We start from the raw sequence: 24262 nt of genomic DNA on the forward strand, positions 1-24262 counted from the left end.
TTCCCTTACGAATGCTTCCATGTTGCAGAGCGTCTTGCATCACCCTTTGAGCCGGCCCCTGGCCGCGCTGTTCTTGCTGCTGCTGGTCGATTTCTTTGCCATCCCCGGCTTTTTTCACTTGGAAATCCGCGACGGCCATTTGTACGGCAGCGTGATCGACATCGTCAACCGCGCCGCGCCCCTGATGCTGGCGGCCTTGGGCATGACCCTGGTGATCGCCACGCGCGGCATCGATATTTCCGTGGGCGCCGTCGTGGCCCTGTCCGGCACCGTGGCCGCCATGCTGATTGGCGGCACCATGGTGATGGACAACGGCGTGCCGACCTACGTCAGCAATATCCCCATGGGCTGGGCCCTGGCCGCGGCCTTGGGCGCGGCTTTGCTGTGCGGCGCCTGGAATGGCGTGCTGGTGGCGGGCCTGGGTTTGCAGCCCATCGTCGCGACCCTGATCCTGATGGTGGCCGGGCGTGGCCTGGCGCAATTGCTGACGGATGGCCAGATCGTCACCGTCTATTATCAGCCGTACTTTTTCATCGGCAGCGGCTACCTGTTCGGCTTGCCATTTTCCCTGTTTCTCGTCGCTGCCGTGTTCATCATCACGGCCGTGCTGATGCGCAAGACGGCCCTGGGCCTGTTCATCCAGGCCGTCGGCATCAACCCCGTCGCCGCGCGCCTGGCCGGCATCAAGACTGCCACCCTGATCTTTTTCGTCTACGTCTTTTGCGCCGCCTGCGCGGGCCTGTCGGGCCTGATGATCAGCTCGAACATCAAGAGCGCCGACGCGAACAATGCGGGCCTGATGCTGGAATTGGACGCCATCCTGGCAGTCACCCTGGGCGGTACGTCCTTGGCCGGCGGCAAGTTCAGCCTCGTGGGCAGCATGATCGGCGCCCTCATCATCCAGACCCTGACCTACACGATCTATTCGCTGGGCGTGCCGCCGGAAGTCAACATGGTCGTCAAGTCGGTCGTCGTCTTCCTCGTCTGCCTGTCGCAATCGTCGGAATTCAAGCAATTGCTGCATCGGAGAAAAGCATGAAGGGTTTGCTGCACACCCCGTATTTCACCTCGCTCGTCACGGTCTTGCTGCTGGTGGTGATGCTGGGCCTGGGCGGCGCCGCCTATCCGGGCCTGCTGTCGACGCAAGTGATCTTTAACCTGTTGATCGATAACGCCTTTTTGCTGGTGATCGCCGTCGGCATGACCTTCGTGATCGTTTCCGGCGGCATCGATTTATCGGTCGGTTCCGTGCTGGCCCTGTCGACCATGATCGCCGCCTGGCTGCTCAACGTGGCGCACTGGCCGCCGCTGCTGGTGATCGTCACCGTGCTGGCGCTGGGCACCGTCTTTGGCGCCAGCATGGGTGCGCTGATCCATTATTTCAAATTGCAGCCCTTCATCGTCACCCTGGCCGGCATGTTTCTGGCGCGCGGACTGTGCTATTTGATCAGCATCAATTCCATCACCATCGATGACCCGTTGTTCGTGGCCATGTCGCAGACGCAATTGGGCTTCCTGGGCGGTTTCGTTTCACCGGGCGTGCTGATCGCCGTGATCACGTTGCTGCTGGCCATCTGGCTGGCGCATGCCACGCCGTTCGGCCGCGCCGTGTATGCGATTGGCGGCAATGAACAGTCGGCCCTGATGATGGGGCTGCCCGTGGGCCGCACCAAGGTGTTCATTTACGCCTTCAGCGGTTTTTGCGCCGCGCTGGGCGGCGTGCTGTTTTCGTTTTACATGCTGTCCGGCTATGGCTTGCATGCGCAGGGCACGGAACTGGACGCGATTGCCGCCGTCGTCATCGGCGGCACCCTGCTCAGCGGCGGCTACGGCTATGTGGCGGGCGCGCTGTCGGGCGTGCTGGTGCTGGGCACCATCCAGACCCTGATCGCCTTCGACGGCACGCTCAGCTCGTGGTGGACCAAGATCGTCATCGGCGGCTTGCTGTTCGTCTTTTGCGTCGTGCAAAGACTGATGGCCATGGGCCAGAAGAATACCAATCGGAGTTAATACCATGTTTCAAAAGAATAAACTTGCCGCAGCCATCGGCATGGCGGCGGCGCTCGCCTGTATTGCAGTCAACGCGCCGGCGGCCAACCCCATCGTGAAAAACATCTACACGGGCGACCCGGCCGCGCTGGTCGACAATGGCAGGGTGTATCTGTACGTGGGCCACGATGAAGCGAGCGCCACGGATACGGATTACCGCATGCACGAGTGGCGTGTGTATTCCTCATGCGACATGGCGAACTGGACGGATCACGGCTCGCCCGTGCGCTTTTCCACCTTCGCGTGGGCCGGCAAGGATGCGTGGGCCGGCGACATCGTCAAGCGCGGCAGTAAATATTATTTCTATTCGACCGTCGACCATAAAACCATTGCCGGCAAAGCCATCGGCGTGGCCGTCTCCGACAGCCCGACGGGCCCGTTCGTCGACGCGCGCGGCAGCGCCCTGATCACGAACGACATGACGAAGCAGACGGCCATTCCCTGGGACGATATCGATCCGGCCGTCTTCATCGACACGGATGGCCAGGCCTACATTTATTGGGGCAATACGGTCTTGAAATACGCCAAGCTGAAAGCCAATATGACGGAGCTGGACGGCCCGATTCTGACCTTCGGCATGGATGCGTTCACGGAAGCGGCCTATATGCACAAGCATGCGGGTACGTATTATTTGTCGTACTCGCGCAATTTCCCGGAAGAGACGGCGTATTCGACGGGACCGACGCCCACCGGTCCCTGGCATTTCCGCGGCACCATCATGGACAAGAACGCCGTCGTGAAAACCATCCACCAGGCCATCATCGAATTCAACGGCAAGTCCTACATCTTCTATCACAACGACAAGTTACCCGGCGGCGGAGAATACCGGCGTTCCGTGGCCGTGGAAGAGCTGAAATACAAGCCGGACGGCACTATCGCATTCATCGATCAAACGGCTGGCCCGGCACCCAACCCCAGCGCCGCCTGCAAGGCAGGTTAGTACCGGGGTCAGACCCGCCGGGTCTGACCCCAGCCTTTGCTCTTGGGTTTTTGAATTGTAAAAAAGGAGACACACCGATATCAACAATATCGATATCCATCAGTATCTGATATCGATCATGATATGATTTATTCATGGATACCCTCAACCCCAACTGGTTCTTGCGAGCCCGCCTGAAGACGCGGCAATTGCTGCTGTTGATCGCCCTTGACGAGCAGCGCAACATCCACCGCGCGGCGGAAGAATTGCACATGACGCAGCCGGCCGCGTCCAAGCAAATCAAGGACCTGGAAGAGATGCTGGACGTGCGCCTGTTCGACAGGCTGCCGCGCGGCATGGAGCCGACGATCTACGGCGAGACGATGATACGCCACGCGCGCATGGCCCTGACGAGCTTGTCCCTGGCGCATGACGACATCGTCGCGCTCAAATCAGGCCTGACGGGCCAGGTGGAAGTGGGCGTCATCATGACGCCGGCCATGGCCTTGCTGCCGCGAGCCATTGCCCGCATCAAGCAGCAGGCACCCTTGATGCGCATCGGCGTGCATCTGGAGCACAGCAATACCTTGATGGACATGCTGCAGCACGGCACGCTCGACTTCATGATCGGGCGCATCCTGGAAAAGGAAAGCAGCGCGGGCCTGATCTACGAGGAATTGACGGAAGAGCCGGCCAGCGCCGTGGCGCGCAATGGCCATCCGCTGCTGTCGCGCAAGAATCTGCAATTGAAGGACCTGGCGGGCCAGCCGTGGATATTGCCGCCGCAAGGCAGCATCCTGCGCCACCGTTTCGACATGATGTTCCGCCGCGCCAGCCTGGAGCCGCCCGTCGACGTGGTCGACACCACCGCCTTGCTGCTGATCACATCCTTGCTGCAGCAGACGGATTCCCTGCACGTGATGCCGACGGAAGTGGCGCATTACTACGAATCGTTGAACGTGCTGAGCATCTTGCCCATCGAGCTGCCGTGCAAGATGGATGCGTTCGGCATCATCCGCCAGCAGGATCATTTGCTGTCGCCGGGGGCGGATATGTTGCTCAAGGCCGTCCGGGCGACGGCGGCGGATATGTATTGAGTGCTGTGTTGGTGGTGTCGGATTACGCGTTCCGCTAATCCGACCTACACATGGCACGGTGACAGGTAGGTCGGATTAGCCCGCAGGGCGTAATCCGACAATATCCGTGCAACATGCTCAATCGGGCACCTCAAAGAAAAACAGCTGCACCAATCGCCCATTCTCCGGCGTGTCGCCAAACACATTGCTGATCGAGTGAAAGTAGTGGCCCTTGTACACGATCAACCGGTTGTGACGCATCGGTACTTCCAGCAGCGCTTGCCAACTGTCGCGCTGTTCTTGCAAGTCGTTGAATTTCTGCACTTTGCTGTTCGGCAGCCAGCGTTTCTGGAAATCCTTGAAGCTGGCGTAGCCGCCCGCTTTCACGTCCGCCTCGGGTAGTCTCCGGTACCAGCCGCTGGGCTGGTGGCGCCAGAAGGTGGTGCCGCCCTGGCACTGCTCGGGCGGGTTCAGATACAGCACGCCCGCATAGAAATTGAAATTGTTGCCCGTCTCATTGTCCACGTGGATATCCGTGCGCGCCATCGCGTCCGCATAGCTGAGGCGATACGAGCCGTTGTCGGGAGAGATAAAACGGATGGGGCGGCCCAGCGCCGTGGCGATGCGCTCCATGATGGCCTGGCTGGGCTGGCCCGCCGTCTGGCTGCCCGGATAATTCTGTCCCGCATAGCGCTGCTGCTCGAACGGCAAGTTGAGCGCCTGCGCGCGCCAGGCGGTGGGGTCGGGCAGGAAATCGTCGAGGATGTGCAAGTCCGTTTCGCGCAAAAAATCCTGTAGCACTGGCGCGACGTTGATCGGCGTCAGCGTTTCTACTTGTTCCGCTTGCGGACTGGCAAAGCCGATGCGGCACGTGTGCGCCAGCGCCGGATGCAGCGCCAGGGCTAGCGCGTAGCGGGCCAAGGCCAGTTCCTGCTGTCCCGTGCGGTAATACAGCTCGGCCAGTCCTTGCAGGGTTTGCCAGCGCTGCGGACGCAGGGCGTGCGCCCGTTCCAGTTCGGCGATGGTCTCCATCAGCCGCTGTTTCCCCAGCAGCAATTCGGCATGAAGAATCGCGAAATCATGTTCGTGCGGCGCCAGCCGCGCCGCCGTGGCGTAGCTGGCCAGCGCCGCCTCGCTGTCCGTACCGCGCAGCACATTGCCGAGGTTGTAGTGGAACAGGGCATTGTCGGGCTGCTGCTTGAGCGACAGTTTGATGAGGCCCAGGCCGATGGCGCCCTGGCCCAGTTCCAGCATCGCCAGGCCCTGGAAATGCTGCGCTTCGGCCAGGGCCGGGTTCAGTTTATACGCGGCCTGGTAGGCGTTGATCGCCTCGATCAGCTTGCCTTGCTGCTGCAGCCCTTGCCCGTTTGCCAGATGTTGTTCCGCCAGTGTCTGTTCGCCCATGTCACTATCCCGATGCAATGTGGCGAACAGTGTAACCGAGCCCGTTCTACCGTGCCTGGCTGACGGGAATTTCTTCCCCGTTCAGCTTGATCGCCACCTTGACGATCTGCGCCTTGACCTGGTTGCTGGCCATGTCCGCTTCCTGGGCATAGGCATACACGATGATGGCGAAATCCTTGTAGCCGCTGCGCGCCGCCTCGATCTTGCGCGCCGCCTCCTGGTCCACTTTCAGCAAGGAATAACCGTCGCCATTCGTGAACGCCAGCTTGTAGTCGCCGTTGTCGTACATGTAGTAATACGTGCCCGCGTCGGCGAACTTGGCGGGGAAGGCGGCCTTGTCCATCGCGTACGGCGACAGCGCGCCCTGGCCATTGATCTGGTAGCGCAGGTAGCGCTTCGTCTTGGCCTCATTGACCTTGGCGTCGATCTGCGGTTTCAGGGCGTCGAGCAGTTCCTGCTTGCGGAAGGCGTCGTTGCTGCCCGCATATTCGCGCGAGATGCGTTGCGCCACGGCCGCATAGTCGGGCGGCACGCCGGACAGGGCGAGGTAGCTGTACATCAACTGGTGGCCGCTGGTGATGTCAACATAGCTGGACGCTGGCGTGGCAGCGTCCGCTTGCGGCAGGCTGGCGGCAGCCGCTTTGACTTGCGCCTTGGCGGCCATATCGGCCACGCTGGTGGCGGGCGCCGAGGCGGCCGGCGTTGCAGTGTCGGAGGGCTTGCCGCAGGCGGACAGCAGGGCGGCGATGGCGAGCAGGGCAGGGAGGGTACGGTTCATGATATTTCCTTCAATGAATATGTAAGAGGTGAATTAGCCGATGGTTTTACGTTTGTATTCGCCGACGCCGTAAGCGGCCAGGACGATGGCAGACGCCAGCACCAGGTAAAAACCGATGCCAAAAGAGAGTCCTTGCCACACTTGTCCCAGCATTTCGCTGGCCATCTGCTCGGCCATGCGGGCCGCGCGGCTGCCCATGATGCCGCCCATGGCGTTGCCCGCGTCGCTGACGGCGCCCTTGATCTTGATGAACAGCAAGCTGCTGTGGATGACGATGAACAACAGGGGCGCGCACTTGCCCAGCGCCGCTTTCGGGTGCTTGCTAACCATGGTGGCGCAGCAGGCGCCGATGGCCAGCAGGAAGAAAAATTGTGCGGACGTAAAACCGCCGCCGCCATCGCGGGCAAAGCTTTCCAGGCTGTCGGCGGACAAGCCCAGCAACTGCCAGTAGGTGCGCGAGACGGAGGCGAACAAACGGATGCCGATGGTGTTGAAGACAAAGGCGCCGGCGATCAGGACGCCGAGGCTGGCCAGCACCTTGATGCCCAGGGCGGAGACGGCCTGGCCCCACAGCTGCTGGCTTTTTTCGCGCGCCAATTTCGCCGCGCCGGCCATTTCTTCCTGCGCCAGTTGCTGCGTCGCCACGGCGCTGACGGTGGCGAGGCTGCCGGCGTCATCGAAGCGCACGTCGACGACGGCGTTGATGGCGGGCGCCACGTCCGAGCGCCAGTGCGTGGCCACGTCGAACGCATGTTGAATGCCGGCCACGCTGACGGAACCCTGTCCGCTTGGCTGGTAGGCGAGGATGCGGCCACGCTGGCCGGTGGTGAATGTTGCTGGGCTGGATGTTTGCATGAGATTTCCCTGGTCACTGTCATGCTCTATTGCATGTACCCACGGATAACGGGGGCAGTTCAGGGAAATCTAAAATTATTTTGAATTATTTTTTTGGCGGCTGCATCATGTCCTTGGCGGCGCCCTGGTAATCCTTCATCAAGCCCATGAAGGCATCCTGCAAATGCCGGGCCGCATCCTGCGGCGGCGCGCCCGTGCGCCGGGCCAGGTCGAATTTATACGCATGGGCGGGGCTGTAGCCGGCCTGCGATGCCGCGTCCAGCAGCACGCCGGCCCGTTTCAACGAAGCGGGATCGCCCTTGACCATCAGCAATTCCGCCAGATAGGTCTGGGCAATCGGAAAGTCCTTGGCGGCCGCCTTTTCCAGCCACTGCATGCCGGCCTTCGGCTGTTTTATTCCAGCATCGCCACCGCCGATGCCATAGCCGAGGGCAGTCAGCGCCACCAGATCGCCGCCGCGCGCGCGCTTTTCCAGCTGCTGGCGGGGAAACGGGCGGGCCGCGATCTGCATGCGGATTTCATAGTTGATGTCTTGCAGCACATTGCCTGGCCACACCTTGGCGCCCGGTGCGGCCGGCTTTTCCACCGTTGGCGCAGGCGCGCGCATGCCGCCCTGGCCTTGCGTACTGGCCAGCACACCCGGCGTTGCCTGGCTGACACCCTTGCCGCTGCCCATGTTCAGCACCAGGCGCGCCGACGTTTCGCCGAACGACACGCGGGGCTTTTGCACGTCGTGCGTCATGGCGGCAACCCTGGCCGCCACTTGCGAAAACACGTCGCTCATGGGCAAGCCCGGTGCGTCCAGCGCGTCGAGCAGGGCGCTCGTGTAGGGGCTGTTGCGCGAATCGGGCGACCAGAAATCGCGCGCCAGGGCGCCGGGACCGGCCGAATAGGCGATCACCACGCCGCGTGGCGCTTGCGTGTCGGCAAAGCCGTGGCTGGCCGCATTGCCGCCGGGGACCACCACGGCGCCGCCGCGCGTATATTCCTGGCGGCAAGCGTCGAGGATCAGCACGGCGCCGCGCGCGCCCGTGCGCTGCAAGTCGCCCGCCAGGCTGGAAACGGACACGCCCTGGGCGGCGATGGCGGCCGCACTGAGCGCATTCATGTTGGCGCCCAGCGGCAGCACATAATTGGCTTCGCCCGACTGCGCGCCGTGGCCCGCGTAAAACACGAGGGCGATATCGGCACCGCGCGCCTGCGTGGAAAACTCGGCCGACGCCTTTTGCAGCTGTTGCGCATTGATGTCCGTGCGCAACAGCACTTCAAAGCCCAGGCGGCGCAGGCGCTCGGCCATGGCGCGCGCATCGTTCACGGGATTCAATAGAGGTTGCGGATAGGCCGCGTTGCCGATCACCAGGGCGATGCGCTTGCCGGGACCGCTGGCGGCGTTGCCCACGGCCGCTTGCACGACGTTACCGCAGAGTAAAAAGATGAGGCTCAAGAACAGGGGAATCAGGCGATGCATCGGCGTCTCGGGAATTGTCGTGAAAGTAACTAAAGTTAGCGATTTTTACTGTGATATGAGAAAATTGCTCAAATGCATTTTACCTTACTGACAAGTTTCTCTTGTCTGGCCAGCGCACGCTGCACGTCGCCGCCGGCCAGTGGCGCGTGCCGCCCAACACACGATCGGACCGGCTTTGCAATCGGAACAATTTGAACGGATTCATGCTTTCTGGACCCGCCGCCAGCAGCTGACACAAGGCGAACTGGGCGAGTTTTACCAGCGCGTCATCGCCGCGCTGACGCCGTGCCGTCCGCGCGAGGCGGCGTCGCTGGGCGACTCGCTGGCCGACTTGCGCCACCAGTTCTTCATCGAAAAAGTCCTGCACGGCTACAGCGACGCGGCGCCCCACCACGTCGGTGCCCTGTTTTTGTACTTCAAGCGCTTCATCATCGACCAGTTGCGCAAGCAGCGCGATGACGAAGATGCCGATGCCCAAGAAGGCTGCGAGCTGCGCGCGCCCGACGCGTATGCGGAACCGCTGCGCGACTATCAGCTGACGCCACAGCAGGTGCGCGACGCGGCCGACAGTTTTATTACGACCTTGCCGCACGACTTGATCTTGCTGCTGCGCCATTGTGGCTGCGGCGGCATGCCCGTCAAGGAGTTGGCCGAACAGATCGCTTCCGCGCATTACCACGGCGGCAAGTTGGGCCTGGTGCACAGGCAGAAGGGCGAGGCCAATAGCGCGGGGCGCCAGATCGTCGAGCCGGCCCACCGCGCCACCTTGCTGGGCAGCTGGGTCTTGAACCTGCTCAAGCTGCGCGTGGGCGACGCCCTGGCTGCGCGCGATATGCAGGCGGCGCAAATAGTTTTGGATATCTTGTGCGTGGCCGCGTTATCCCTGCACATGGACCCCGCGTCCACCCAACCGAACACTGATGAAAGGCCATCGGCATGACTGCATTGACGCCCTCGCTGGCCATCGTTGCCGCGCGCCTGCCGTCGCCCCCGTCTTCCATCGAATTGCTGGATGAGGACGTGGCTGGCGATACCCCCGACTGGCGCGGCATTGCCGTGCCGGAACACCTCATGGAACGCTTTGCGCGCCGCAGCGATGCGGCGCCGCTGGCCGGGCGGCCCATCGCCGGTGGGCAGATTCATTTGCTGGCGCGCCGTCCCGGCTTTGGCGCCGTGCTGCTCGACGCCTGGGACAGCTCGCGGCAGCGCTGGCGCGGCTGGCTCGTCACGCCCGACGCATCGTATGCGGACGCCTGCGGCCTCGTGGTCGAGGAGCGCGACGCGCCCGCCGACCCGCGCGCCGGCCTGGTGCTGTGCGACATGCCCGTGACCCTGGCCGTGACGGACCTGGGCGCCTGCCTGGGCGTGTTCAGCCAGGAGCGCCTGCAGGCGGCGCGCTGGCTGGAGCGGCATGGCCGCGCGAATGCCGCCACGGCGGCGCCCGGCGTGATCGCCCGCGTGGCCCTGCCCGGCGACGATTACGCCTTGACGGGCACGCCGCTGTCGAGCGAGCTGGGCAAGGATGGCCGCGTGGCGTACCGGCAATTGCTGCGTCAGGGCTTGCAGCAATTGCAGATCGCTCCGGCCGATGCCGCCGCGCCAGCAGCGAAGGTGCCGATGCAGGCGGCCAATGCGAACCGCTGGCTGAAGCTCGTCACGGCCGTGGCCGCCAGCGTGATGGTGGTGCAATCGGCGTGGCTGTTCCTGCCGAAAGAGGGCGCCGTCGTCGGCAATGCGGAGTTCCGCAACGGCGGCAGCGGCGTCGAGACGGGCGTGCGCACGCGCGTGCTGTTCCGCGCCGAGGCTACCGAGGCGGAAATCCGCATCTGGCTGCAGCGCGAGCAGCTGGAAATCGTCGCCGGGCCGGACACCCTGGGCGCCTTCACCGTGCTGTCGCGCAACCGCCAGAAAGTCTTGCCGCCACCGGGACCGGGCAATCCGCTGGCCGTCATCAATCCCTGACCCCGAAATAAGAGAAAGTTATAGAGCATGACAACGTATAAGAATTTTGCATCCGCGCACTGGCGCAAATTGATCGCCGGCGTGGCTGCCGGCGTCCTGTTGACGGGCTGCGCCATGACGCCGAACGGCCGTGGCGGCGTGTTGATGGGCCTCGATACGGCCGAGCTGTTCGGCACGCCGATTTCCACCTTCCGCCTGCGCGACGGCACGGAAGGGACCTTGCGCAAGGATCCGCAGGGCAAGTACTCGATCAAGCTGTCGCAGGCGTTTCGCGTCGTGCCGCTGGCTAACGCCATCACGGCGCGCGTGGCGAGGGTGGAAAACGTGGGCGAGCGCACGGTGGTGATCGTGGAAACGCAGGAGCGCGGCTGCGCCTACCGCTATGAAGTGCTGGCTTTCCAGGGCACGGACGTGCTGCAGTGGACGGTCGGCAATTGCAAGGACCGCCCCCGCGTGGACGTGGCGGCCGATGGAAAATCGCTGAATATCGACTTCCCCAACTACAACCGCCTGTCGCGCATGATCTACACGGACAACCGCCTGCTCAACGCCAGCGTGGCCGTGCCACCCGGCGTCGATACGCGCGCCCAGCCGTTTGCCGACGATGCCTTGCGCGGCACGGGGCCTGCCATCGCCACTATGCCGGCTGGCAACGACAGCGGCCGCGTGATTCCGGCGCCGCCGGCGGCCGCTCCGGCGCCTGCCGCCGCGCCGAAAACGGGCAGCCGCGCCAGCGCCAGGGCGCGCCGCCAGGAACCGGCAGCCAGGGCGGCAACGCCCGCCGCCATCAGCCTGCCCGCGCCGCGTGCCGCAGCGGCTGCCCCGGCGGCGCCGATGATCTTCCAGGCCGAAGAGATCAAGCCCGTCGTCATCGATTTGAGGAAATAAGATGGCCGCGAGTTTGCGCAGTCTGCAGATCCGGCAGACCTTGATCCTGATCGTCCTGACGATCATGTATTTGTGCTTCGAGCTGGGCTTCAATGCCCGTTTGCTCGACGTGGTGGGCGGCGACGTCAAGCCGCAGGACGTGGAAGGCGTGGAATTCTATGGCCGCAGCCTGTCGGGCATCGCCGCCGCGCTGGTGGTGCTGCAGCTGATGTGGCGCCGCCGCCTGAAGAACAATGGCAGCGGCCCCAGCTGGAAAAAGATCCTCTTTTGCTGCGTCGCCACGGCGGCGGTCGTGTTCGGCATTTTGAAGACCACGGTCACGGTGCTGGTTGAAACGCGCGATGCGCAATTTCGCCGCCTGGCCTTCAACACGACATTGATGCAGCGCTCGCTGGTGGGCGGCAGCCTGCAATTGCAGGGCCTGGTCGATGACGCTACTCTGTTTGCCAAGCCCGAGGGCAAGGCTTTCCTCGCGCTGTTTCCCTTCCTGGCCGTCTCGGTGGGCCACCTTGATGAGCGCATGGAGCCGGCCAAGGAACAGTTGATCAATTTTAATGTCCGCAAGATCGCCGGCGGCGCGGCTGGTTACTATGACAAGTATCAAAAGGCGATTGGCGAAGTGCACGACAAGTGGAAATTGTATTCGGGCATGATTCCCGACGACGATGCAGGCTTGCGCCAGCAGCAGGAAACGGCGTGGAACGATTACCGGCAAAGCCTGTCGCGCCACGGCTGGCAGCCGCATTCCGTGCCGGCGCGACGCAAGGCGGCCGTCGTCAACAATGTGCGCAAAAAGGTGCCCGTATCGGCCAACTGGCATCCGGCCGACCAATTGAGCTTCCGCGCCGCCGTCAAGCGCCGCTATGCGTCGGAAGCGGCCAGCAAGGGCTTGCATATCAAGGGCGACCGCATTCCGCCTGGCTTGTCCTTCGCCGCCTTCGTCGCGCGCCCCGGCATCCAGGCCGTGCTGCGCGACGGGCCGGACGGCGGCGATGGCAGCGAAGCGAGCAAGGGCTTGCGTTTGCCCAAGGGCGCCGTGGTGCAGGACGCGTATGCGAGTCCGGCCGAGTTCAGCCGTCTGTTCGACCAGTTCGCCGCGCGCCAGACGGCGGAAAAGCTGGTGGAGTACCGCGCCAGCCGCAACGACTTCGAGGTGGGCGGCAAGTATTTTGAAGAGGGCAAGGAAGCGGCGCGCGCGGCCATCGTGCCGCCCGTCGCCCTGTTCTTCTCGCTCTTGGGCGCCATCGGCCACTTTTCGAAACTGCTGTACCTGATCGCCACGGTGGGCTTGCTGGTGCTGGCGGCGCGCCGCGGTGAGCAGGCGGGCGCCGATGGCCAGCTGAGCCGCCGTTCCGCCTGGATCGCCACGGGCGTGCTGGCCGGCGCCTTCCTGGGAACCTGGGGTATCTTTACCCTCTCGGACAATAATGTCACGAAGAGCGAGCTGTTCCGCCAGATGCTGGACTGGAACCGTCAGGCCGCCGACGACAGCACGCGCTGGCAAATCGCCGGCAAGGGCTTGCTGGCCAATATCACGCACGTCGTGGCGGTGGGGCAGGGCTACAGCTACCCCGTCAACGAAGCGATCCGCATCCACGTTTTGCAGGGAATTCACTATGGCTATCATCCGGGACAAAAATAAGGCGGCCGCACTGGCCTTGCTGCTTTCCATGGCCAGCACGGCTGTCCAGGCCGACTGCCTGGGCATGAAGGTGCACGCCCACCGCGGCGCCGGCAATGCGCCGGAAAACTCGCTGAGCGCGCTGCGCAACACGTATTTTGGCACCTGGGACGGCGTCGAGACGGATTTGCAGCTGCTCGGCGACGGCAGCTGGGTGGTGCACCACGACTTGCTGACGGGCAGAGTCGTCGACACGGGATCGCCCCGCACCGTGAAACAACTGACGGCCGACGACTGGCGCGCCGCCAGCATGAAGAACCGCGGCGTGGCCACGCCGGAAACGCCGCCCTTCGTCAGCGACGTCGCCGATCTGGCCACGGCTTTCCCGAGTAAAACCCTGAACGCGGAAATCAAGGATGTCGTGTCCTCGTGCGCACCGATCGCCACCCTGGTGGGGCAGTTGCGCGCGAACATCAAGCACGGCAACTGGTTCCTGACGTCGGGCGTGCCGAACAACCTCGCGTGCGCGCGCCGCGCCGATCCGCAGGGTTACCTGGGCCTGCTCGTGTTTGACGCGCGCAATGCGCAGGCGGCTGGCGCCAACCGGGTCAGCCGCTATATCGCAAAAAATGCCCGTCCGCCCAAGCTGGACAAGCCGTGGCTGCAGCGCGTGCAGCAGCAGATCGGCATGCCCACGGGCGTGCACGTCGACGCCCGCAGCCTGGATGCCAATCCGAATTTGCTGATGGACGCCGCCAGCCTGAACATGCCCGTTTTCGTGTATGCCGTCGATGGCGACTCGGCCCTGGCCGCCTCGCTGTTGCGCGCGCAGCAGCGCAGCCACCGCCTGCCCAGCGGCGTCATCCTTGACGGCAATCCCGAGACGTTTTGCGCGATGATGAAGTAAGCGCTTTCACCGAGAGACCACGCCATGACCATGCCACCATCGACCCCCGCCAACCTTGCCGGCAGCGCCATTGGCGCCATGTTCTTTTCCCTGTTTGGCGGCCTGTGGGTGGCCGCCTGGTGCGTGCAGACGTATGGCGCGCATCCCTTGAGGTTGCTGCCGGTTGCCGCAATCACCGTCTTGCTGTTCATGCTGGCGTGGCGCCAGTTTCGCCGCCACCGGGCCGCGCATGCGGCGGCGGAACAATCGCCACAGGCCAAACGCGTGGGCCGGCTGTTCAATATCGTGAACGCCGGGCAATGGATCGCCATCTTCATCGTCGGCAACGTCCTGAAAAACCTGGGGCTGCAGGCGTGGTTCATTCCTGCCGTCATCTTGATCGTGGGCCTGCATTTCTTTCCGCTGGCCTGGCTGTTCAAGGCGCGCCGCCACCTGGCCATCGGCATGGCGCTGTGCGTGTGGGCCATCGGCTATCCGCTGACCTTGCGCCATGGCCCCATCCATCCCGTCGGCTGCCTCGGTGCCGGCCTGATCCTGTGGGTGGCGGCCCTGTCCGCCGTGCGCGCCGGTTTTGCCGTGCAGCAGAGCGCCTTGCAGCCCCAGAAATAGCTTACCGACGGTCCGCGCAGGGCCGCTTTTTGCCCATTTTTTGCGCACCGCAGCATCGATAATGTTTGCATCGGGCGTGCGACTGGCTTATAAATGTAATCGATTACATTTATATGAAAAGCACCATGCCAGCAGCCGTCCCATCCCCTTTGCCGACAGAAACCGTCTCCATCAGCGCCGTCGCCGCGCATGCGGGCGTGTCGGTGGCCACCGTCTCGCGCGTGATGAACGAGCAGGCGGGAGTGCGGGCGCCCACGCGCGACAAGGTGCTGGCGTCTGTCGCCGCGCTCGGCTACCGCATGAACCATCTGGCGCGCAGCCTGCGCACGGCCGAGAGCCGCATGCTGCTCACCATGGTGCCCGACGTGGGCAACCCGTTCTATGCGCAGATCGTGCGCGGCATCGATACGGTGGCGCGCGAACATGGCTACTTCGTGCTGCTGTGCGACACGGGCGCCGACGCGGGCCGTGAGCGCTCCTATTTCGACCTGCTGCGCATGCATCGCGCCGATGGCGCCATCTGCCTCGATCCGGACACGGTGCAACATGCCTTGTCGCATGAATCCGTCAGCCTGCCGTGGGTGGCGTGCTGCGAATTCGACCCCGCCGTGGCCGTGCCCTATGTCGGCATCGACAACCACCGCGCCGCCTCCGACGCCGTTGCGCATCTGCTGTCGCGCGGCCATACGCGCATCGGACTGATCAACTCCGACGAGCGCTATCTGTATGCGCGGCAACGCCAGCAAGGCTATCTGGACACCCTGGCGGCGGCCGGCCTGCCCGTGCAGCCGCAGTGGGTGCACACGGTGCAAAGCCTCGATTACGAAGCGGGCACGGCCGCCACGTTGCGGATGATGGCGCAGCCCGACGCTCCGACGGCCATCTTTGCCGTCTCCGACACCCTGGCCATCGGCGTCTTGAGCGCGCTGCGCCAGCTGAACAAGCGCGTGCCCGAGGACGTGGCCGTGATCGGCTTCGATGATATCGCCATCGCCGCGCAGATCGATCCGGGCCTCACCACGATTGCGCAACCGATGCGCGAGCTGGGCGAGACGGCGGCGCGCCTGCTGCTGCAACGGCTGGCGGACCCGGCGGCCCAGGTGCCCGGTGTGCTGCTGCAACACCAATTAATTCTGCGAGGGAGTGCATAGTGAGCGTTGCCGTCGGTTTCGAGGGGGTGTGCAAGGATTTCGGCCCCGTGCGCGTCTTGCATGGCGTCAGCTTTACCCTGTCGCCGGGGCGCGTGTATGGCTTGCTGGGCGAAAATGGCGCCGGCAAGTCGACCTTGATGAAAATCCTCGCCGGCTATGAAGGCGTGAGCGAAGGCCAGTTGCTGATCGATGGCCAGCCCCAGCGCTTTGCCAGTTCGCGCGCGGCGGAATCGGCCGGCATCGTGCTGATCCACCAGGAATTCAACCTGGCCGAGCACCTGACGGTGGCGCAAAACATGTTCCTTGGCCACGAAAAGACGCGCGGCTGGCTGCTCGACGAGAGCGCCATGAAGGAAGAAGCGTCGCGCTACCTGAAACAGGTGGGCCTGGACGTGTCGCCCGACACGAAAATCCGCGACCTGATCGTGGCTGAAAAGCAACTTGTGGAAATCGCCAAGGCCCTGTCGCGCCGCGCCCGCTTTTTGATCATGGACGAGCCGACCGCCACCCTGACGTCGTCGGAAACCCAGCGTTTGTTTGCCGTGATGGCGCAGTTGAAAGCGGACGGCGTCACCATTCTCTACATTTCCCACAAGCTCGATGAAGTCGAGCGCAACACGGACGAGGTCATCGTCATGCGCGACGGGCGTTTCGTCACGCGCGAACCGACGGCCAGCCTCACGCGCCAGCAGATGGCGAACCTGATGGTGGGGCGCGAATTGTCGGACATGTTTCCGGTCAAGGTGGCGCTGGCGCCGGACGCACCCGTACTCCTGAAAGTCGATGGCTTGTGCGTGCCGGGCTGGTCCAGGGACCTGTCGTTCGAGGTGCGCGCTGGCGAAGTGCTGGGCTTTGCGGGCCTGGTGGGCGCGGGGCGCACGGAATCGTTCGAGGCGCTGCTGGGCTTGCGTCCGCGCAGCGCGGGTGTGATCCAGCTCAATGGCCAGCCCGTGGATATTCGTACCCCCAAGCAAGCCATGCAGCACGGCATGACCTATCTGAGCGAAGACCGCAAGGGCAAGGGCTTGCACGTGAACCTGGGCTTGCGTGAAAACCTCACGATGATGACGATGGAGCGCTATGCGCGGCCCTGGCTGGATGTTGATGGAGAGAAACAGGCGCTGGCCAAGGCCGTCGCGGATTTCAATATCCGCACAGGCGACCTCGACAGCCGCGCGCGCATGCTGTCCGGCGGCAACCAGCAAAAGCTGGCGCTGGCGAAATACCTGCATTCGGACCCGCGCGTCGTCGTGCTCGACGAGCCGAGCCGTGGCGTGGACGTGGGCGCCAAGCGCGACATATATTTCCTGATACACCGCCTGGCCGCCGAAGGGCGCGCCGTGATCGTGATTTCATCCGAACTGATCGAATTGATTGGCCTGTGCCACCGGGTCGCCGTGATGCGCGCCGGCACCTTGCAAGCCACCCTGTCTGCTGACCACCTGACTGAAGAGGAGTTGATTGCCCATGCAACCGGCACGCACTGATACGAGCGTATCCCCCCTGGCCCAATTTGGCGCGCGCATCAAGGGCTTTGGCCCCGTGCTGGGCCTTTTATCTCTGTGCATCGCGGGCACCTTGCTCAATGGCGACTTCGCCACCTTGGATAACCTGATGAACGTGCTCACGCGCACGGCTTTTATTGGCATCATCGCCGTTGGCATGACCTTCGTGATCATCTCCGGCGGTATCGACTTGTCCGTTGGCTCGATGGCGGCCCTGATCGCCGGCTGCATGATTTATTTCATGAATGCGCTGGCGCAAGGCGCGGGCGGCGATCTGGCGCCGATCACCATGCTGGTGCTGGGCATCGCCATGGCGCTGGTATTGGGTGCCGGATTCGGCCTGATGCATGGCTTGTTGATCAGCAAGGGCAATATCGAGCCGTTCATCGTGACCCTGGGCACCTTGGGCATCTTCCGCGCCGTCTTGACCTACCTGGCTGATGGCGGTGCCCTGACGCTGGACGCCACCCTGTCCGAGCTGTACAGCCCCGTCTACTACACGAGCGTGCTGGGCGCGCCGATCCCGATCTGGATCTTTTTATTCGTCGCTGCGGCCGGCGCCATCATCCTCAACCGCACGACCTTTGGCCGCCACGTGCAGGCGATTGGTTCCAACGAGCAAGTGGCGCGCTATGCGGCCATCAATGTCGACAAGGTGAAAATTGCCACCTACATGCTGCTGGGCGTCTGCGTGGGCATCGCCACGGTGCTGTACGTGCCGCGCCTGGGCTCGGCCACGCCGACCACGGGCTTGCTGTGGGAACTCGAAGCCATCGCCGCCGTCGTCGTTGGCGGCACGGCGCTGAAGGGGGGAGAGGGGCGCATCGTCGGCACTGTGATCGGCGCCATCCTCTTGTCCGTGATCAGCAATATCCTGAATTTGACCAGCATCATCAGTGTCTACCTGAATGCCGCAGTGCAAGGCGTGGTGATCATCGCCGTCGCCTTCCTGCAGCGAGGCCGCAAATAAAAACACAGCGGCGTTCTGAAAGGGCAGCCAACGGGCGCCCACAACCTTGGAGGAGAGCAGCATGAAGAGCTTTAGACGGGTAGCAGGGGTAGCAGGGATGGCAGTGCTGGTGATGCAGGCGTGGGCGCTGCCGAGTGCACAGGCGGCGGAGAAGCTGGTGGTGGGCGTGGCGATTCCCACGGCCACGCACAGCTTTACCTCGGGCATCGTCTGGTGGGCGAACCAGGCCAAGGCGGAACTGGAAAAAGCCCATCCGGGCCTGAAAATCATCGTCAAGACGGCCGCCACGGCGCCCGAGCAGGCGAACCAGTTGCAGGACATGTTGACGGTGAACAAGATCAACACCCTGGTGATCTTCCCCATCGAATCGGCCTCGCTGACGCAGCCCGTCGCGCAAGTGAAAAACAAGGGCGTCTACGTGACCGTGGTCGACCGTGGCTTGACGAACACGCAGTCGCAGGATGCCTACATCGCCGGCGACAACACGGCCTTCGGCAAGCTGCCGGCCGAGTATCTGGCGAAAAGCCTGAATGGCAAGGGCAATATCGTCGTACTGCGCGGCATGCCGACCACCCTCGACAACGAGCGCTACGACGCGTTTTCCGCCGTGATGAAGGGCCATCCCGAGATCAAGGTGCTCGACGCCAAATATGGCAACTGGAACCGCGACGATGCCTTCAAGGTCATGCAGGATTACCTGACCCGCTTCAAGCACATCGACGCCGTCTGGGCCGCCGATGACGACATGGCCATCGGCGTACAAAAAGCCATCGCGCAAGCCAAGCGCACGGACATCAAGCAAGTGTTCGGCGGCGCGGGCGCGAAGGGCGCCGTGAAAAAGATCATGGATGGCTCCGACCCGCTGATCGTGGCCGACGTATCGTACTCGCCGAAATTCATGTACGACGCCATCAAACTGACGACGGAAGCGCGCCTGAAAGGTGATAAATTGCCGGCCAACACGATCATCCCTTCGGTGCTGATCACGCGCGAGAACGCCAAGCAGTTTTACTTTCCGAACTCGCCTTTTTAACGACACCCCAAAACCAGGGCTGGGGTCGTACCCTCAGGGTACGACCCCGGGTTTCGGTTTGGGTTAACAGGACATTGATATGAAAACCATCCAGGGCCCGGCTATTTTCCTGGCCCAGTTTCTCGGCGACGAGCCGCCGTTCGACTCGCTCGAGCACCTGGCGCAATGGGCGGCCGGCCTGGGTTACAAGGGCTTGCAGCTGCCGACGGCGCCGCGTCTGTTCGACCTGGAGCAGGCGGCCGGCAGCCAGCAGTATTGCGACGACGTGACAGCCCTGCTGGCGCGCCACGGCTTGCAGGTGACGGAATTGTCGACGCATTTGCAGGGCCAGCTGATCGCCGTGCATCCGGCCTACGACGCGCTGTTCGACGGCTTTGCGCCCGAACACGTGCGTGGCGACAGCGCGGCCCGCACGGCCTGGGCCACGCAGCAACTGCTGTGGGCGGCCACCGCTTCGCAGCGCCTGGGCCTGACGGCGCACGTGACGTTTTCCGGCGCGCTGGCCTGGCCGTATCTGTATCCATGGCCGCAGCGCCCGGCCGGCCTGGTGGAAACGGCATTTGCCGAACTGGCCAAACGCTGGCTGCCCATCCTCGACGCGTTCGACGCGGCCGGTGTGGACGTCTGCTATGAGTTGCATCCTGGCGAGGATTTGCATGACGGCGTGACCTTCGAGCGCTTCCTGGCCGCCGTCAACGACCACCCGCGCGCGTCCATCTTGTACGACCCCAGCCACTTCGTGCTGCAGCAGCTCGACTATCTGGCCTTCATCGACATTTATCATGCGCGCATCAAGGCCTTTCATGTGAAAGATGCGGAATTCCGGCCGAACGGGCGCCAGGGCGTGTATGGCGGCTATGGCGACTGGCAGGACCGCGCCGGGCGCTTCCGCTCGCTGGGCGATGGGCAGATCGATTTCAAGGCGATTTTCTCGAAGATGGCGCAGTACGACTTTCCCGGCTGGGCCGTGCTGGAATGGGAATGCTGTTTGAAACATCCCGAGGACGGGGCGGCCGAAGGGGCGCGCTTCATCCGCGAGCACATCATCCATGTGGCCGAACACGCATTTGACGATTTCGCGGGCAGTGCCGTTGACCAGGATCAAATCCATCACTTGCTTGGCTTGAAATAAGGAGACGACATGCAGCGACGCTTACGGCTGGGCATGGTAGGGGGCGGGCAGGGCGCATTCATCGGCGCCGTGCACCGCATCGCGGCGCGCATCGACGACCAGTACGAGCTGGTGGCGGGCGCCCTGTCGTCCGATCCGCAGCGCGCGCGCGACAGCGGCGCCGCGCTGCACCTGGCGCCCGAGCGCAGCTATTGCGATTATCGCGCCATGGCGCAGGCGGAGGCCGCGCGCGCTGACGGCATCGAAGCCGTGGCCATCGTCACGCCGAACCATTTACATGCGCCCGTCGCCACGGCGTTCCTGGAAGCGGGCATCCACGTGATCTGCGACAAGCCGCTGGGAATTTCCCTGGCGGAAGGGCAAAAGCTGGCGGCGCTGGCCCAGCAGAAAAACCTGCTTTTCGCACTCACGCATACCTACAGCGGCTACCCGCTGCTGCGCCACGCCCGGGCCATGGTCGAGGCGGGCGAGATCGGCGAGCTGCGCCTCGTACAAGTGGAATATTCGCAGGATTGGCTGGCCGATGCGATCGCGGCGGGCGGCATGAACGAGGGCAACTGGCATAACGACCCGCACAAGGCCGGTCCCGGCGGCACCCTGCTCGACGTGGGACTGCACGCCTACCACCTGGCGCAATTCGTCAGCGGCTTGACGCCACAATCCGTGCTGGCGGAACTGTCGACCTTTGTTCCGAATCGCACCCTGGACGACCACGTGCAGGTGATGCTGCGCTACGCCAATGGGGCGAAAGGCACCCTGTGGGCCAGCCAGGTGGCCACCGGTTGCGAAAACACGGTGCGCCTGCGCCTGTTCGGCAGCAAGGCGCAGCTCGATTTTGACCAGGAACAACCAAATGAGCTGTGGTGTACGCCGCAGGGTGGCAACCGCCAGCTGCTGCGTCCGGGCCGGGTCGACAGCGCCGCTGCGCGCCACGCCACGCGCGTGCCGGCCGGCCATCCGGAGGGGTATCTGGAAGCGTTCGCGCAGCTGTACCTGGACGCGGCCCTGGCCATCCGCGCCTTGCAATCGGGCTTGCCCATGCCCAAGGAAGCCAGCTGGCTGCCCACCGTCACCGACGGCGTGGCCGGTCTGGCCTTTGCGGAAGCCGTGCTGCGCAGTCATGCCAATGGCGCGAGCTGGACGACCCTGGCAAGCTGACTGTTACACTGGAGCCATGCGCTCCTTTACCATCACCATCCTTCCGCAAGGCTGGCAATTCCCGGCCGACGCGGGCACGACCATCTTAGCCGCCGCTGAGCTGGCCGGTATCCGCCTGCTCAGTTCCTGCCGCAATGGCACTTGCCGCACCTGCCTCTGCCACATGCCTGCAGGCCAGGTGCGCTACATGGTGGACTGGCCCGGCATCAGCCCCGATGAACGGCTCGACGGCTACATCCTGCCCTGCGTGGCCGTGGCCGAAAGCGACCTCACCATGCAGGCGCGCGCCGTGCGCACGGGCGCCTGAATCAGGAGGACTTGCCGCCCTTGAGGCGCTGCAGCAGCGCGTCCACGCTGTCGCTGACTGGCAAGCCGTGGCGGCGCAGCAACTGCACGTGTAGCACGAGGTTTTCCAGCACCAGCTTGGCCGCCACGGCCAGCAGGGCCAGGTTGCGGTCTTCCGGGCTGAAACTTTCCATCGCGTCGGCCATCTCGCACAGGTGGTTGGCGATCAGCCCGCGCAATTCCTGCTCGTCGAAGGGCAAGTCGGCAAAATCGATGGGATCGGCCACTTCCACCTCCTGCATCAGCACCGCTAGTTCTTCCGGGGTAATCGTCATGCCTGGCCTCCTTGTGTGCTTGCCGCTATTTTAATTGTATTGGCCGCAAAGCGGACTAGAATGAGTCGAGGCCGACGACGTCGAAGGGCAGCATGGCGCATCTGCATTTTACGCAACAACTGGCACGCTACCTCGACGTCCCCACGCTCGAGGTGGCCGCGCCACGCCTGCGCGCGGCCTTGGATAGCGCGTTTGCGCAGCAGCCGCGCCTGCGCGGTTATGTGCTCGACGAGCAGGGGGCTTTGCGTCCCAATGTGGTGATTTTCATCGACGGCGCCCGCTGCCGCGAGCGGCGCGTGCTCGACGATGCCTTGCGGCCCGACAGCCAGGTGTATATCTTGCAAGCACTTTCCGGAGGTTAAGTATGGCTCAACGCGCGTATCTCGGCACCCGCAAGGGCTTGTTCCAGTTCGATGTCGATGCGGCCGGCGCCTGGCAGCTGGCGCTGGTGCAGTTTGCCGGCGATCCCGTTTCCATGCTGCTGCACGATGGCCGCGACGGCGCCTTATATGTCGCCCTGAACCTGGGGCACTTCGGCGCCAAGCTGCACCGCCTCGACGCGGGCGCCAGCGCGTGGCAGGAAGTCGCTGTGCCCGCCTACCCCGCCAAGCCGGAAGACAGCACCGATACCGTGGACTGGACTCTGCGGCAGATCTGGTCGCTGGCCGCCGGCGGCGCGGACCAGCCCGGCGTGCTGTGGGCGGGCACCCTGCCTGGCGGCCTGTTCCGTTCAATCGACCGCGGCGACAGCTGGCAGCTGGTGGAATCCTTGTGGAACGTGCCGCAGCGGGCGCAGTGGTTTGGCGGCGGCTACGACGTGCCCGGCATCCACAGCATCTGCGTCGACCCGCGCGACAGCAGCAAGGTGCTGGTCGGCGTGTCCTGCGGCGGCGTGTGGCAAACGCGCGATGGCGGCGCCAGCTGGGCCTTGAGCGCGACGGGCATGCGCGCCGATTACATGCCACCCGAGCTCGATGAAAACGAAGCCGTGCAAGACCCGCACCGCATCGTGCGCAGCGCCGGCACGCCGGACGCGCTGTGGTGCCAGCACCATAACGGCATCTGGCGTTCGGACGATGCCGGCTGGCACTGGCAGGAAGTCACCACGGCGCCGCTGTCGCATTTCGGCTTTGCCGTGGCCGTCCATCCGCGCGATGGCGACACGGCCTGGTTCGTGCCGGCGCAGGCGGACGTGCTGCGCATTCCCATCGATGGCGCGCTGGCCGTCACGCGCACGCGCGATGGCGGAAAAACCTTCGAGGTGTTGCGCGCGGGCTTGCCGCAGCAGCATTGCTACGACCTCATCTACCGCCACGGGCTGGCGCTGGCCGACGACGGCCGAAGTTTATTGATGGCCTCAACGACAGGGGGCGCCTGGTATTCGGGCGACGAGGGCGAGCATTGGCAGACCATCTCTGCTCACTTGCCGCCCGTTTATGCCGTCTGTTTTGCCACGCCGTAGTAGCACAGGAAGATATCGACGGCCAGTTCCGTCACTTCGCGCCGGCGTGCCGGGCCCAGCAGAGGCTCGCCCAGGGTGATCTGCGGCCAGAAGGCAAAGGTTTTTAAAGGCGACATCAAGAGGTGCGCCACTTCCACCGTCTCGCCCGCCTTGATGCGCCCGTCTTGCTGCGCCGCGCGGATCCAGATATTCAGGCCCGTTTCCTTTTCATTCAGGCGCGCCACCATGGCTTGCGCCCGCTCGGGCGAGTGGATGGTTTCGCCAAAGATCACGCGCGCCAGGTCGATGAAGGCCGCGTCGCATAACAACACCATTTTCTGCTCGACCAGGGCCAGCACTTGCGGGCGCAGCGGCTGGTCGGCAACATAGGGCACGGCGGGCTGGGCCACGCTGCTTTCCCACATGCGCTGCAGGATTTCCGCGAACAACTCGTCCTTGCTGGGGAAATGGTTGTACACGGTGCGCTTGGAAACGGCGGCCGTGGCAGCGATCCTGTCCATGCTGGTCGCATCAAAACCGTGGTCGCGGAACTCGGCGATGGCGGCATCGACGATGGCGACGCGCTTGCGGTCGGTGAGGCGTTGCGGTGCTGCCATGGCTGAAAATCTCCTTTGAAAACAATATTTTACACCTCCTGGTTTACTTTGCCAGAAATAGGAACTACACTGTGTAGTGTAATTTAATCCTTGTACATT

The 24262-nt window shown here is 63.8% G+C and carries 25 protein-coding genes; 19 read left to right on the plus strand and 6 right to left on the minus strand.

Annotated elements, in window-relative coordinates; translation table 11 throughout:
* The first annotated feature begins 19 nt into the window (after nucleotides 1–19).
* The 4 genes from HWE17_RS19345 to HWE17_RS19360 all read left to right on the plus strand — a co-directional run bounded on the left by HWE17_RS19345 (nucleotide 20) and on the right by HWE17_RS19360 (nucleotide 4065).
* On the plus strand, nucleotides 20–1039 hold the full coding sequence (locus HWE17_RS19345; RefSeq protein WP_255206316.1) for an ABC transporter permease: 1020 nt from the start codon (nucleotides 20–22) through the stop codon (nucleotides 1037–1039).
* A complete protein-coding gene (yjfF, locus tag HWE17_RS19350) occupies nucleotides 1036–2010 on the plus strand; it encodes a galactofuranose ABC transporter, permease protein YjfF (RefSeq protein WP_176389853.1) in 975 nt (324 codons plus the stop codon). The genes HWE17_RS19345 and yjfF overlap by 4 nt, the downstream gene beginning before the upstream one ends.
* Before the next feature lie 4 nt (nucleotides 2011–2014).
* Nucleotides 2015–2989, plus strand: a complete 975-nt coding sequence (locus tag HWE17_RS19355; protein ID WP_176389854.1) for a glycoside hydrolase family 43 protein — start codon at nucleotides 2015–2017, stop codon at nucleotides 2987–2989.
* 134 nt (nucleotides 2990–3123) lie between these two features.
* Entirely contained in the window at nucleotides 3124–4065 is a 942-nt protein-coding gene (locus HWE17_RS19360; RefSeq protein WP_035823672.1) for a LysR family transcriptional regulator, read from the plus strand.
* A gap of 117 nt (nucleotides 4066–4182) precedes the next feature.
* On the opposite strand, the gene HWE17_RS19365 is transcribed toward HWE17_RS19360, so the two are convergent.
* From HWE17_RS19365 to HWE17_RS19380, 4 genes are all read right to left on the minus strand, one after another.
* Nucleotides 4183–5448, minus strand: coding sequence for a DUF6445 family protein (locus tag HWE17_RS19365; protein ID WP_176389855.1), 1266 nt, complete (start codon nucleotides 5446–5448; stop codon nucleotides 4183–4185).
* Between the two features lie 46 nt (nucleotides 5449–5494).
* On the minus strand, nucleotides 5495–6226 hold the full coding sequence (locus HWE17_RS19370; protein WP_176389856.1) for a hypothetical protein: 732 nt from the start codon (nucleotides 6224–6226) through the stop codon (nucleotides 5495–5497).
* A 33-nt stretch (nucleotides 6227–6259) separates the two neighbouring features.
* Nucleotides 6260–7081: a hypothetical protein gene (locus tag HWE17_RS19375; protein ID WP_035823679.1), complete on the minus strand. Its 822-nt coding sequence runs from the start codon at nucleotides 7079–7081 to the stop codon at nucleotides 6260–6262.
* Nucleotides 7082–7166: 85 nt separating this feature from the next.
* Nucleotides 7167–8549 carry a caspase family protein gene (locus HWE17_RS19380; RefSeq protein WP_176389857.1) on the minus strand — a complete coding sequence of 461 codons (1383 nt, stop codon included), beginning with the start codon at nucleotides 8547–8549 and terminating at the stop codon, nucleotides 7167–7169.
* Between the two features lie 175 nt (nucleotides 8550–8724).
* Between HWE17_RS19380 and HWE17_RS19385 the strand changes: the two genes are divergently transcribed.
* The 13 genes from HWE17_RS19385 (at nucleotide 8725) to HWE17_RS19445 (ending at nucleotide 21792) form a co-directional block, all read left to right on the plus strand.
* Nucleotides 8725–9489 (plus strand): hypothetical protein, encoded by a 765-nt coding sequence (locus HWE17_RS19385; protein ID WP_176389858.1) that lies wholly within the window; start codon nucleotides 8725–8727, stop codon nucleotides 9487–9489.
* Nucleotides 9486–10511, plus strand: a complete 1026-nt coding sequence (locus HWE17_RS19390; RefSeq protein ID WP_176389859.1) for a hypothetical protein — start codon at nucleotides 9486–9488, stop codon at nucleotides 10509–10511. The genes HWE17_RS19385 and HWE17_RS19390 overlap by 4 nt, the downstream gene beginning before the upstream one ends.
* 27 nt (nucleotides 10512–10538) lie before the next feature.
* Nucleotides 10539–11399, plus strand: coding sequence for a hypothetical protein (locus HWE17_RS19395; protein WP_176389860.1), 861 nt, complete (start codon nucleotides 10539–10541; stop codon nucleotides 11397–11399).
* Nucleotide 11400: 1 nt separating this feature from the next.
* Nucleotides 11401–13041, plus strand: a complete 1641-nt coding sequence (locus HWE17_RS19400) for a hypothetical protein (protein ID WP_255206314.1) — start codon at nucleotides 11401–11403, stop codon at nucleotides 13039–13041.
* Nucleotides 13016–13927, plus strand: a complete 912-nt coding sequence (locus HWE17_RS19405) for a glycerophosphodiester phosphodiesterase (RefSeq protein ID WP_176389861.1) — start codon at nucleotides 13016–13018, stop codon at nucleotides 13925–13927. The genes HWE17_RS19400 and HWE17_RS19405 overlap by 26 nt, the downstream gene beginning before the upstream one ends.
* A 24-nt stretch (nucleotides 13928–13951) precedes the next feature.
* Nucleotides 13952–14536 carry a hypothetical protein gene (locus tag HWE17_RS19410; RefSeq protein ID WP_099401196.1) on the plus strand — a complete coding sequence of 195 codons (585 nt, stop codon included), beginning with the start codon at nucleotides 13952–13954 and terminating at the stop codon, nucleotides 14534–14536.
* Nucleotides 14537–14661: 125 nt separating this feature from the next.
* Nucleotides 14662–15687, plus strand: coding sequence for a LacI family DNA-binding transcriptional regulator (locus HWE17_RS19415; RefSeq protein ID WP_255206315.1), 1026 nt, complete (start codon nucleotides 14662–14664; stop codon nucleotides 15685–15687).
* Nucleotides 15687–17174: a sugar ABC transporter ATP-binding protein gene (locus tag HWE17_RS19420; protein WP_176389863.1), complete on the plus strand. Its 1488-nt coding sequence runs from the start codon at nucleotides 15687–15689 to the stop codon at nucleotides 17172–17174. The genes HWE17_RS19415 and HWE17_RS19420 overlap by 1 nt, the downstream gene beginning before the upstream one ends.
* A complete protein-coding gene (locus HWE17_RS19425) occupies nucleotides 17155–18162 on the plus strand; it encodes an ABC transporter permease (RefSeq protein ID WP_176389864.1) in 1008 nt (335 codons plus the stop codon). Before HWE17_RS19420 ends, HWE17_RS19425 begins: the two co-directional genes overlap by 20 nt.
* A gap of 97 nt (nucleotides 18163–18259) precedes the next feature.
* The gene (locus tag HWE17_RS19430; protein ID WP_225243231.1) at nucleotides 18260–19195 is read left to right on the plus strand and encodes a substrate-binding domain-containing protein; all 936 of its coding nucleotides are present in this window, start codon (nucleotides 18260–18262) and stop codon (nucleotides 19193–19195) included.
* A 79-nt stretch (nucleotides 19196–19274) separates the two neighbouring features.
* Nucleotides 19275–20327: a sugar phosphate isomerase/epimerase gene (locus HWE17_RS19435; RefSeq protein WP_176389865.1), complete on the plus strand. Its 1053-nt coding sequence runs from the start codon at nucleotides 19275–19277 to the stop codon at nucleotides 20325–20327.
* A 9-nt stretch (nucleotides 20328–20336) separates the two neighbouring features.
* Nucleotides 20337–21485 carry a Gfo/Idh/MocA family protein gene (locus HWE17_RS19440; RefSeq protein ID WP_176389866.1) on the plus strand — a complete coding sequence of 383 codons (1149 nt, stop codon included), beginning with the start codon at nucleotides 20337–20339 and terminating at the stop codon, nucleotides 21483–21485.
* Nucleotides 21486–21501: 16 nt separating this feature from the next.
* Nucleotides 21502–21792: a 2Fe-2S iron-sulfur cluster-binding protein gene (locus HWE17_RS19445; RefSeq protein ID WP_176389867.1), complete on the plus strand. Its 291-nt coding sequence runs from the start codon at nucleotides 21502–21504 to the stop codon at nucleotides 21790–21792.
* 1 nt (nucleotide 21793) lies between these two features.
* Here HWE17_RS19445 and HWE17_RS19450 read toward each other — a convergent pair whose 3' ends face one another.
* Nucleotides 21794–22105, minus strand: a complete 312-nt coding sequence (locus HWE17_RS19450) for a hypothetical protein (RefSeq protein WP_035823702.1) — start codon at nucleotides 22103–22105, stop codon at nucleotides 21794–21796.
* Between the two features lie 92 nt (nucleotides 22106–22197).
* Here HWE17_RS19450 and HWE17_RS19455 point away from each other — a divergent pair, with 92 nt between their 5' ends.
* Nucleotides 22198–22467: a MoaD/ThiS family protein gene (locus HWE17_RS19455; RefSeq protein ID WP_176389868.1), complete on the plus strand. Its 270-nt coding sequence runs from the start codon at nucleotides 22198–22200 to the stop codon at nucleotides 22465–22467.
* Between the two features lie 2 nt (nucleotides 22468–22469).
* Entirely contained in the window at nucleotides 22470–23567 is a 1098-nt protein-coding gene (locus HWE17_RS19460) for an exo-alpha-sialidase (protein ID WP_176389869.1), read from the plus strand.
* Here HWE17_RS19460 and HWE17_RS19465 read toward each other — a convergent pair.
* Complete coding sequence (locus HWE17_RS19465; protein WP_099401203.1) at nucleotides 23540–24163, minus strand: TetR/AcrR family transcriptional regulator; 624 nt, start codon at nucleotides 24161–24163, stop codon at nucleotides 23540–23542. The two genes, HWE17_RS19460 and HWE17_RS19465, sit on opposite strands and share 28 nt — an antisense overlap.
* Nucleotides 24164–24262: the final 99 nt, after the last annotated feature.

This window comes from Janthinobacterium sp. BJB401 (genome assembly GCF_013372745.1).
Lineage (GTDB): Bacteria > Pseudomonadota > Gammaproteobacteria > Burkholderiales > Burkholderiaceae_D > Janthinobacterium > Janthinobacterium rivuli.

Bases quoted from the DNA above. Each gene is read 5' to 3' on its own strand.
- HWE17_RS19460 (WP_176389869.1), top strand. From the start codon at position 22,470: ATGGCTCAACGCGCGTATCTCGGCACCCGCAAGGGCTTGTTCCAGTTC.
- HWE17_RS19375 (WP_035823679.1), bottom strand. From the start codon at position 7,081: ATGCAAACATCCAGCCCAGCAACATTCACCACCGGCCAGCGTGGCCGC.
- HWE17_RS19395 (WP_176389860.1), top strand. From the start codon at position 10,539: ATGACAACGTATAAGAATTTTGCATCCGCGCACTGGCGCAAATTGATC.
- HWE17_RS19410 (WP_099401196.1), top strand. From the start codon at position 13,952: ATGACCATGCCACCATCGACCCCCGCCAACCTTGCCGGCAGCGCCATT.
- HWE17_RS19450 (WP_035823702.1), bottom strand. From the start codon at position 22,105: ATGACGATTACCCCGGAAGAACTAGCGGTGCTGATGCAGGAGGTGGAA.
- yjfF (WP_176389853.1), top strand. From the start codon at position 1,036: ATGAAGGGTTTGCTGCACACCCCGTATTTCACCTCGCTCGTCACGGTC.
- HWE17_RS19455 (WP_176389868.1), top strand. From the start codon at position 22,198: ATGGCGCATCTGCATTTTACGCAACAACTGGCACGCTACCTCGACGTC.
- HWE17_RS19345 (WP_255206316.1), top strand. From the start codon at position 20: ATGTTGCAGAGCGTCTTGCATCACCCTTTGAGCCGGCCCCTGGCCGCG.
- HWE17_RS19360 (WP_035823672.1), top strand. From the start codon at position 3,124: ATGGATACCCTCAACCCCAACTGGTTCTTGCGAGCCCGCCTGAAGACG.
- HWE17_RS19435 (WP_176389865.1), top strand. From the start codon at position 19,275: ATGAAAACCATCCAGGGCCCGGCTATTTTCCTGGCCCAGTTTCTCGGC.
- HWE17_RS19370 (WP_176389856.1), bottom strand. From the start codon at position 6,226: ATGAACCGTACCCTCCCTGCCCTGCTCGCCATCGCCGCCCTGCTGTCC.
- HWE17_RS19440 (WP_176389866.1), top strand. From the start codon at position 20,337: ATGCAGCGACGCTTACGGCTGGGCATGGTAGGGGGCGGGCAGGGCGCA.
- HWE17_RS19445 (WP_176389867.1), top strand. From the start codon at position 21,502: ATGCGCTCCTTTACCATCACCATCCTTCCGCAAGGCTGGCAATTCCCG.
- HWE17_RS19415 (WP_255206315.1), top strand. From the start codon at position 14,662: ATGCCAGCAGCCGTCCCATCCCCTTTGCCGACAGAAACCGTCTCCATC.
- HWE17_RS19380 (WP_176389857.1), bottom strand. From the start codon at position 8,549: ATGCATCGCCTGATTCCCCTGTTCTTGAGCCTCATCTTTTTACTCTGC.
- HWE17_RS19390 (WP_176389859.1), top strand. From the start codon at position 9,486: ATGACTGCATTGACGCCCTCGCTGGCCATCGTTGCCGCGCGCCTGCCG.
- HWE17_RS19400 (WP_255206314.1), top strand. From the start codon at position 11,401: ATGGCCGCGAGTTTGCGCAGTCTGCAGATCCGGCAGACCTTGATCCTG.
- HWE17_RS19365 (WP_176389855.1), bottom strand. From the start codon at position 5,448: ATGGGCGAACAGACACTGGCGGAACAACATCTGGCAAACGGGCAAGGG.
- HWE17_RS19430 (WP_225243231.1), top strand. From the start codon at position 18,260: ATGGCAGTGCTGGTGATGCAGGCGTGGGCGCTGCCGAGTGCACAGGCG.
- HWE17_RS19405 (WP_176389861.1), top strand. From the start codon at position 13,016: ATGGCTATCATCCGGGACAAAAATAAGGCGGCCGCACTGGCCTTGCTG.
- HWE17_RS19425 (WP_176389864.1), top strand. From the start codon at position 17,155: ATGCAACCGGCACGCACTGATACGAGCGTATCCCCCCTGGCCCAATTT.
- HWE17_RS19465 (WP_099401203.1), bottom strand. From the start codon at position 24,163: ATGGCAGCACCGCAACGCCTCACCGACCGCAAGCGCGTCGCCATCGTC.
- HWE17_RS19355 (WP_176389854.1), top strand. From the start codon at position 2,015: ATGTTTCAAAAGAATAAACTTGCCGCAGCCATCGGCATGGCGGCGGCG.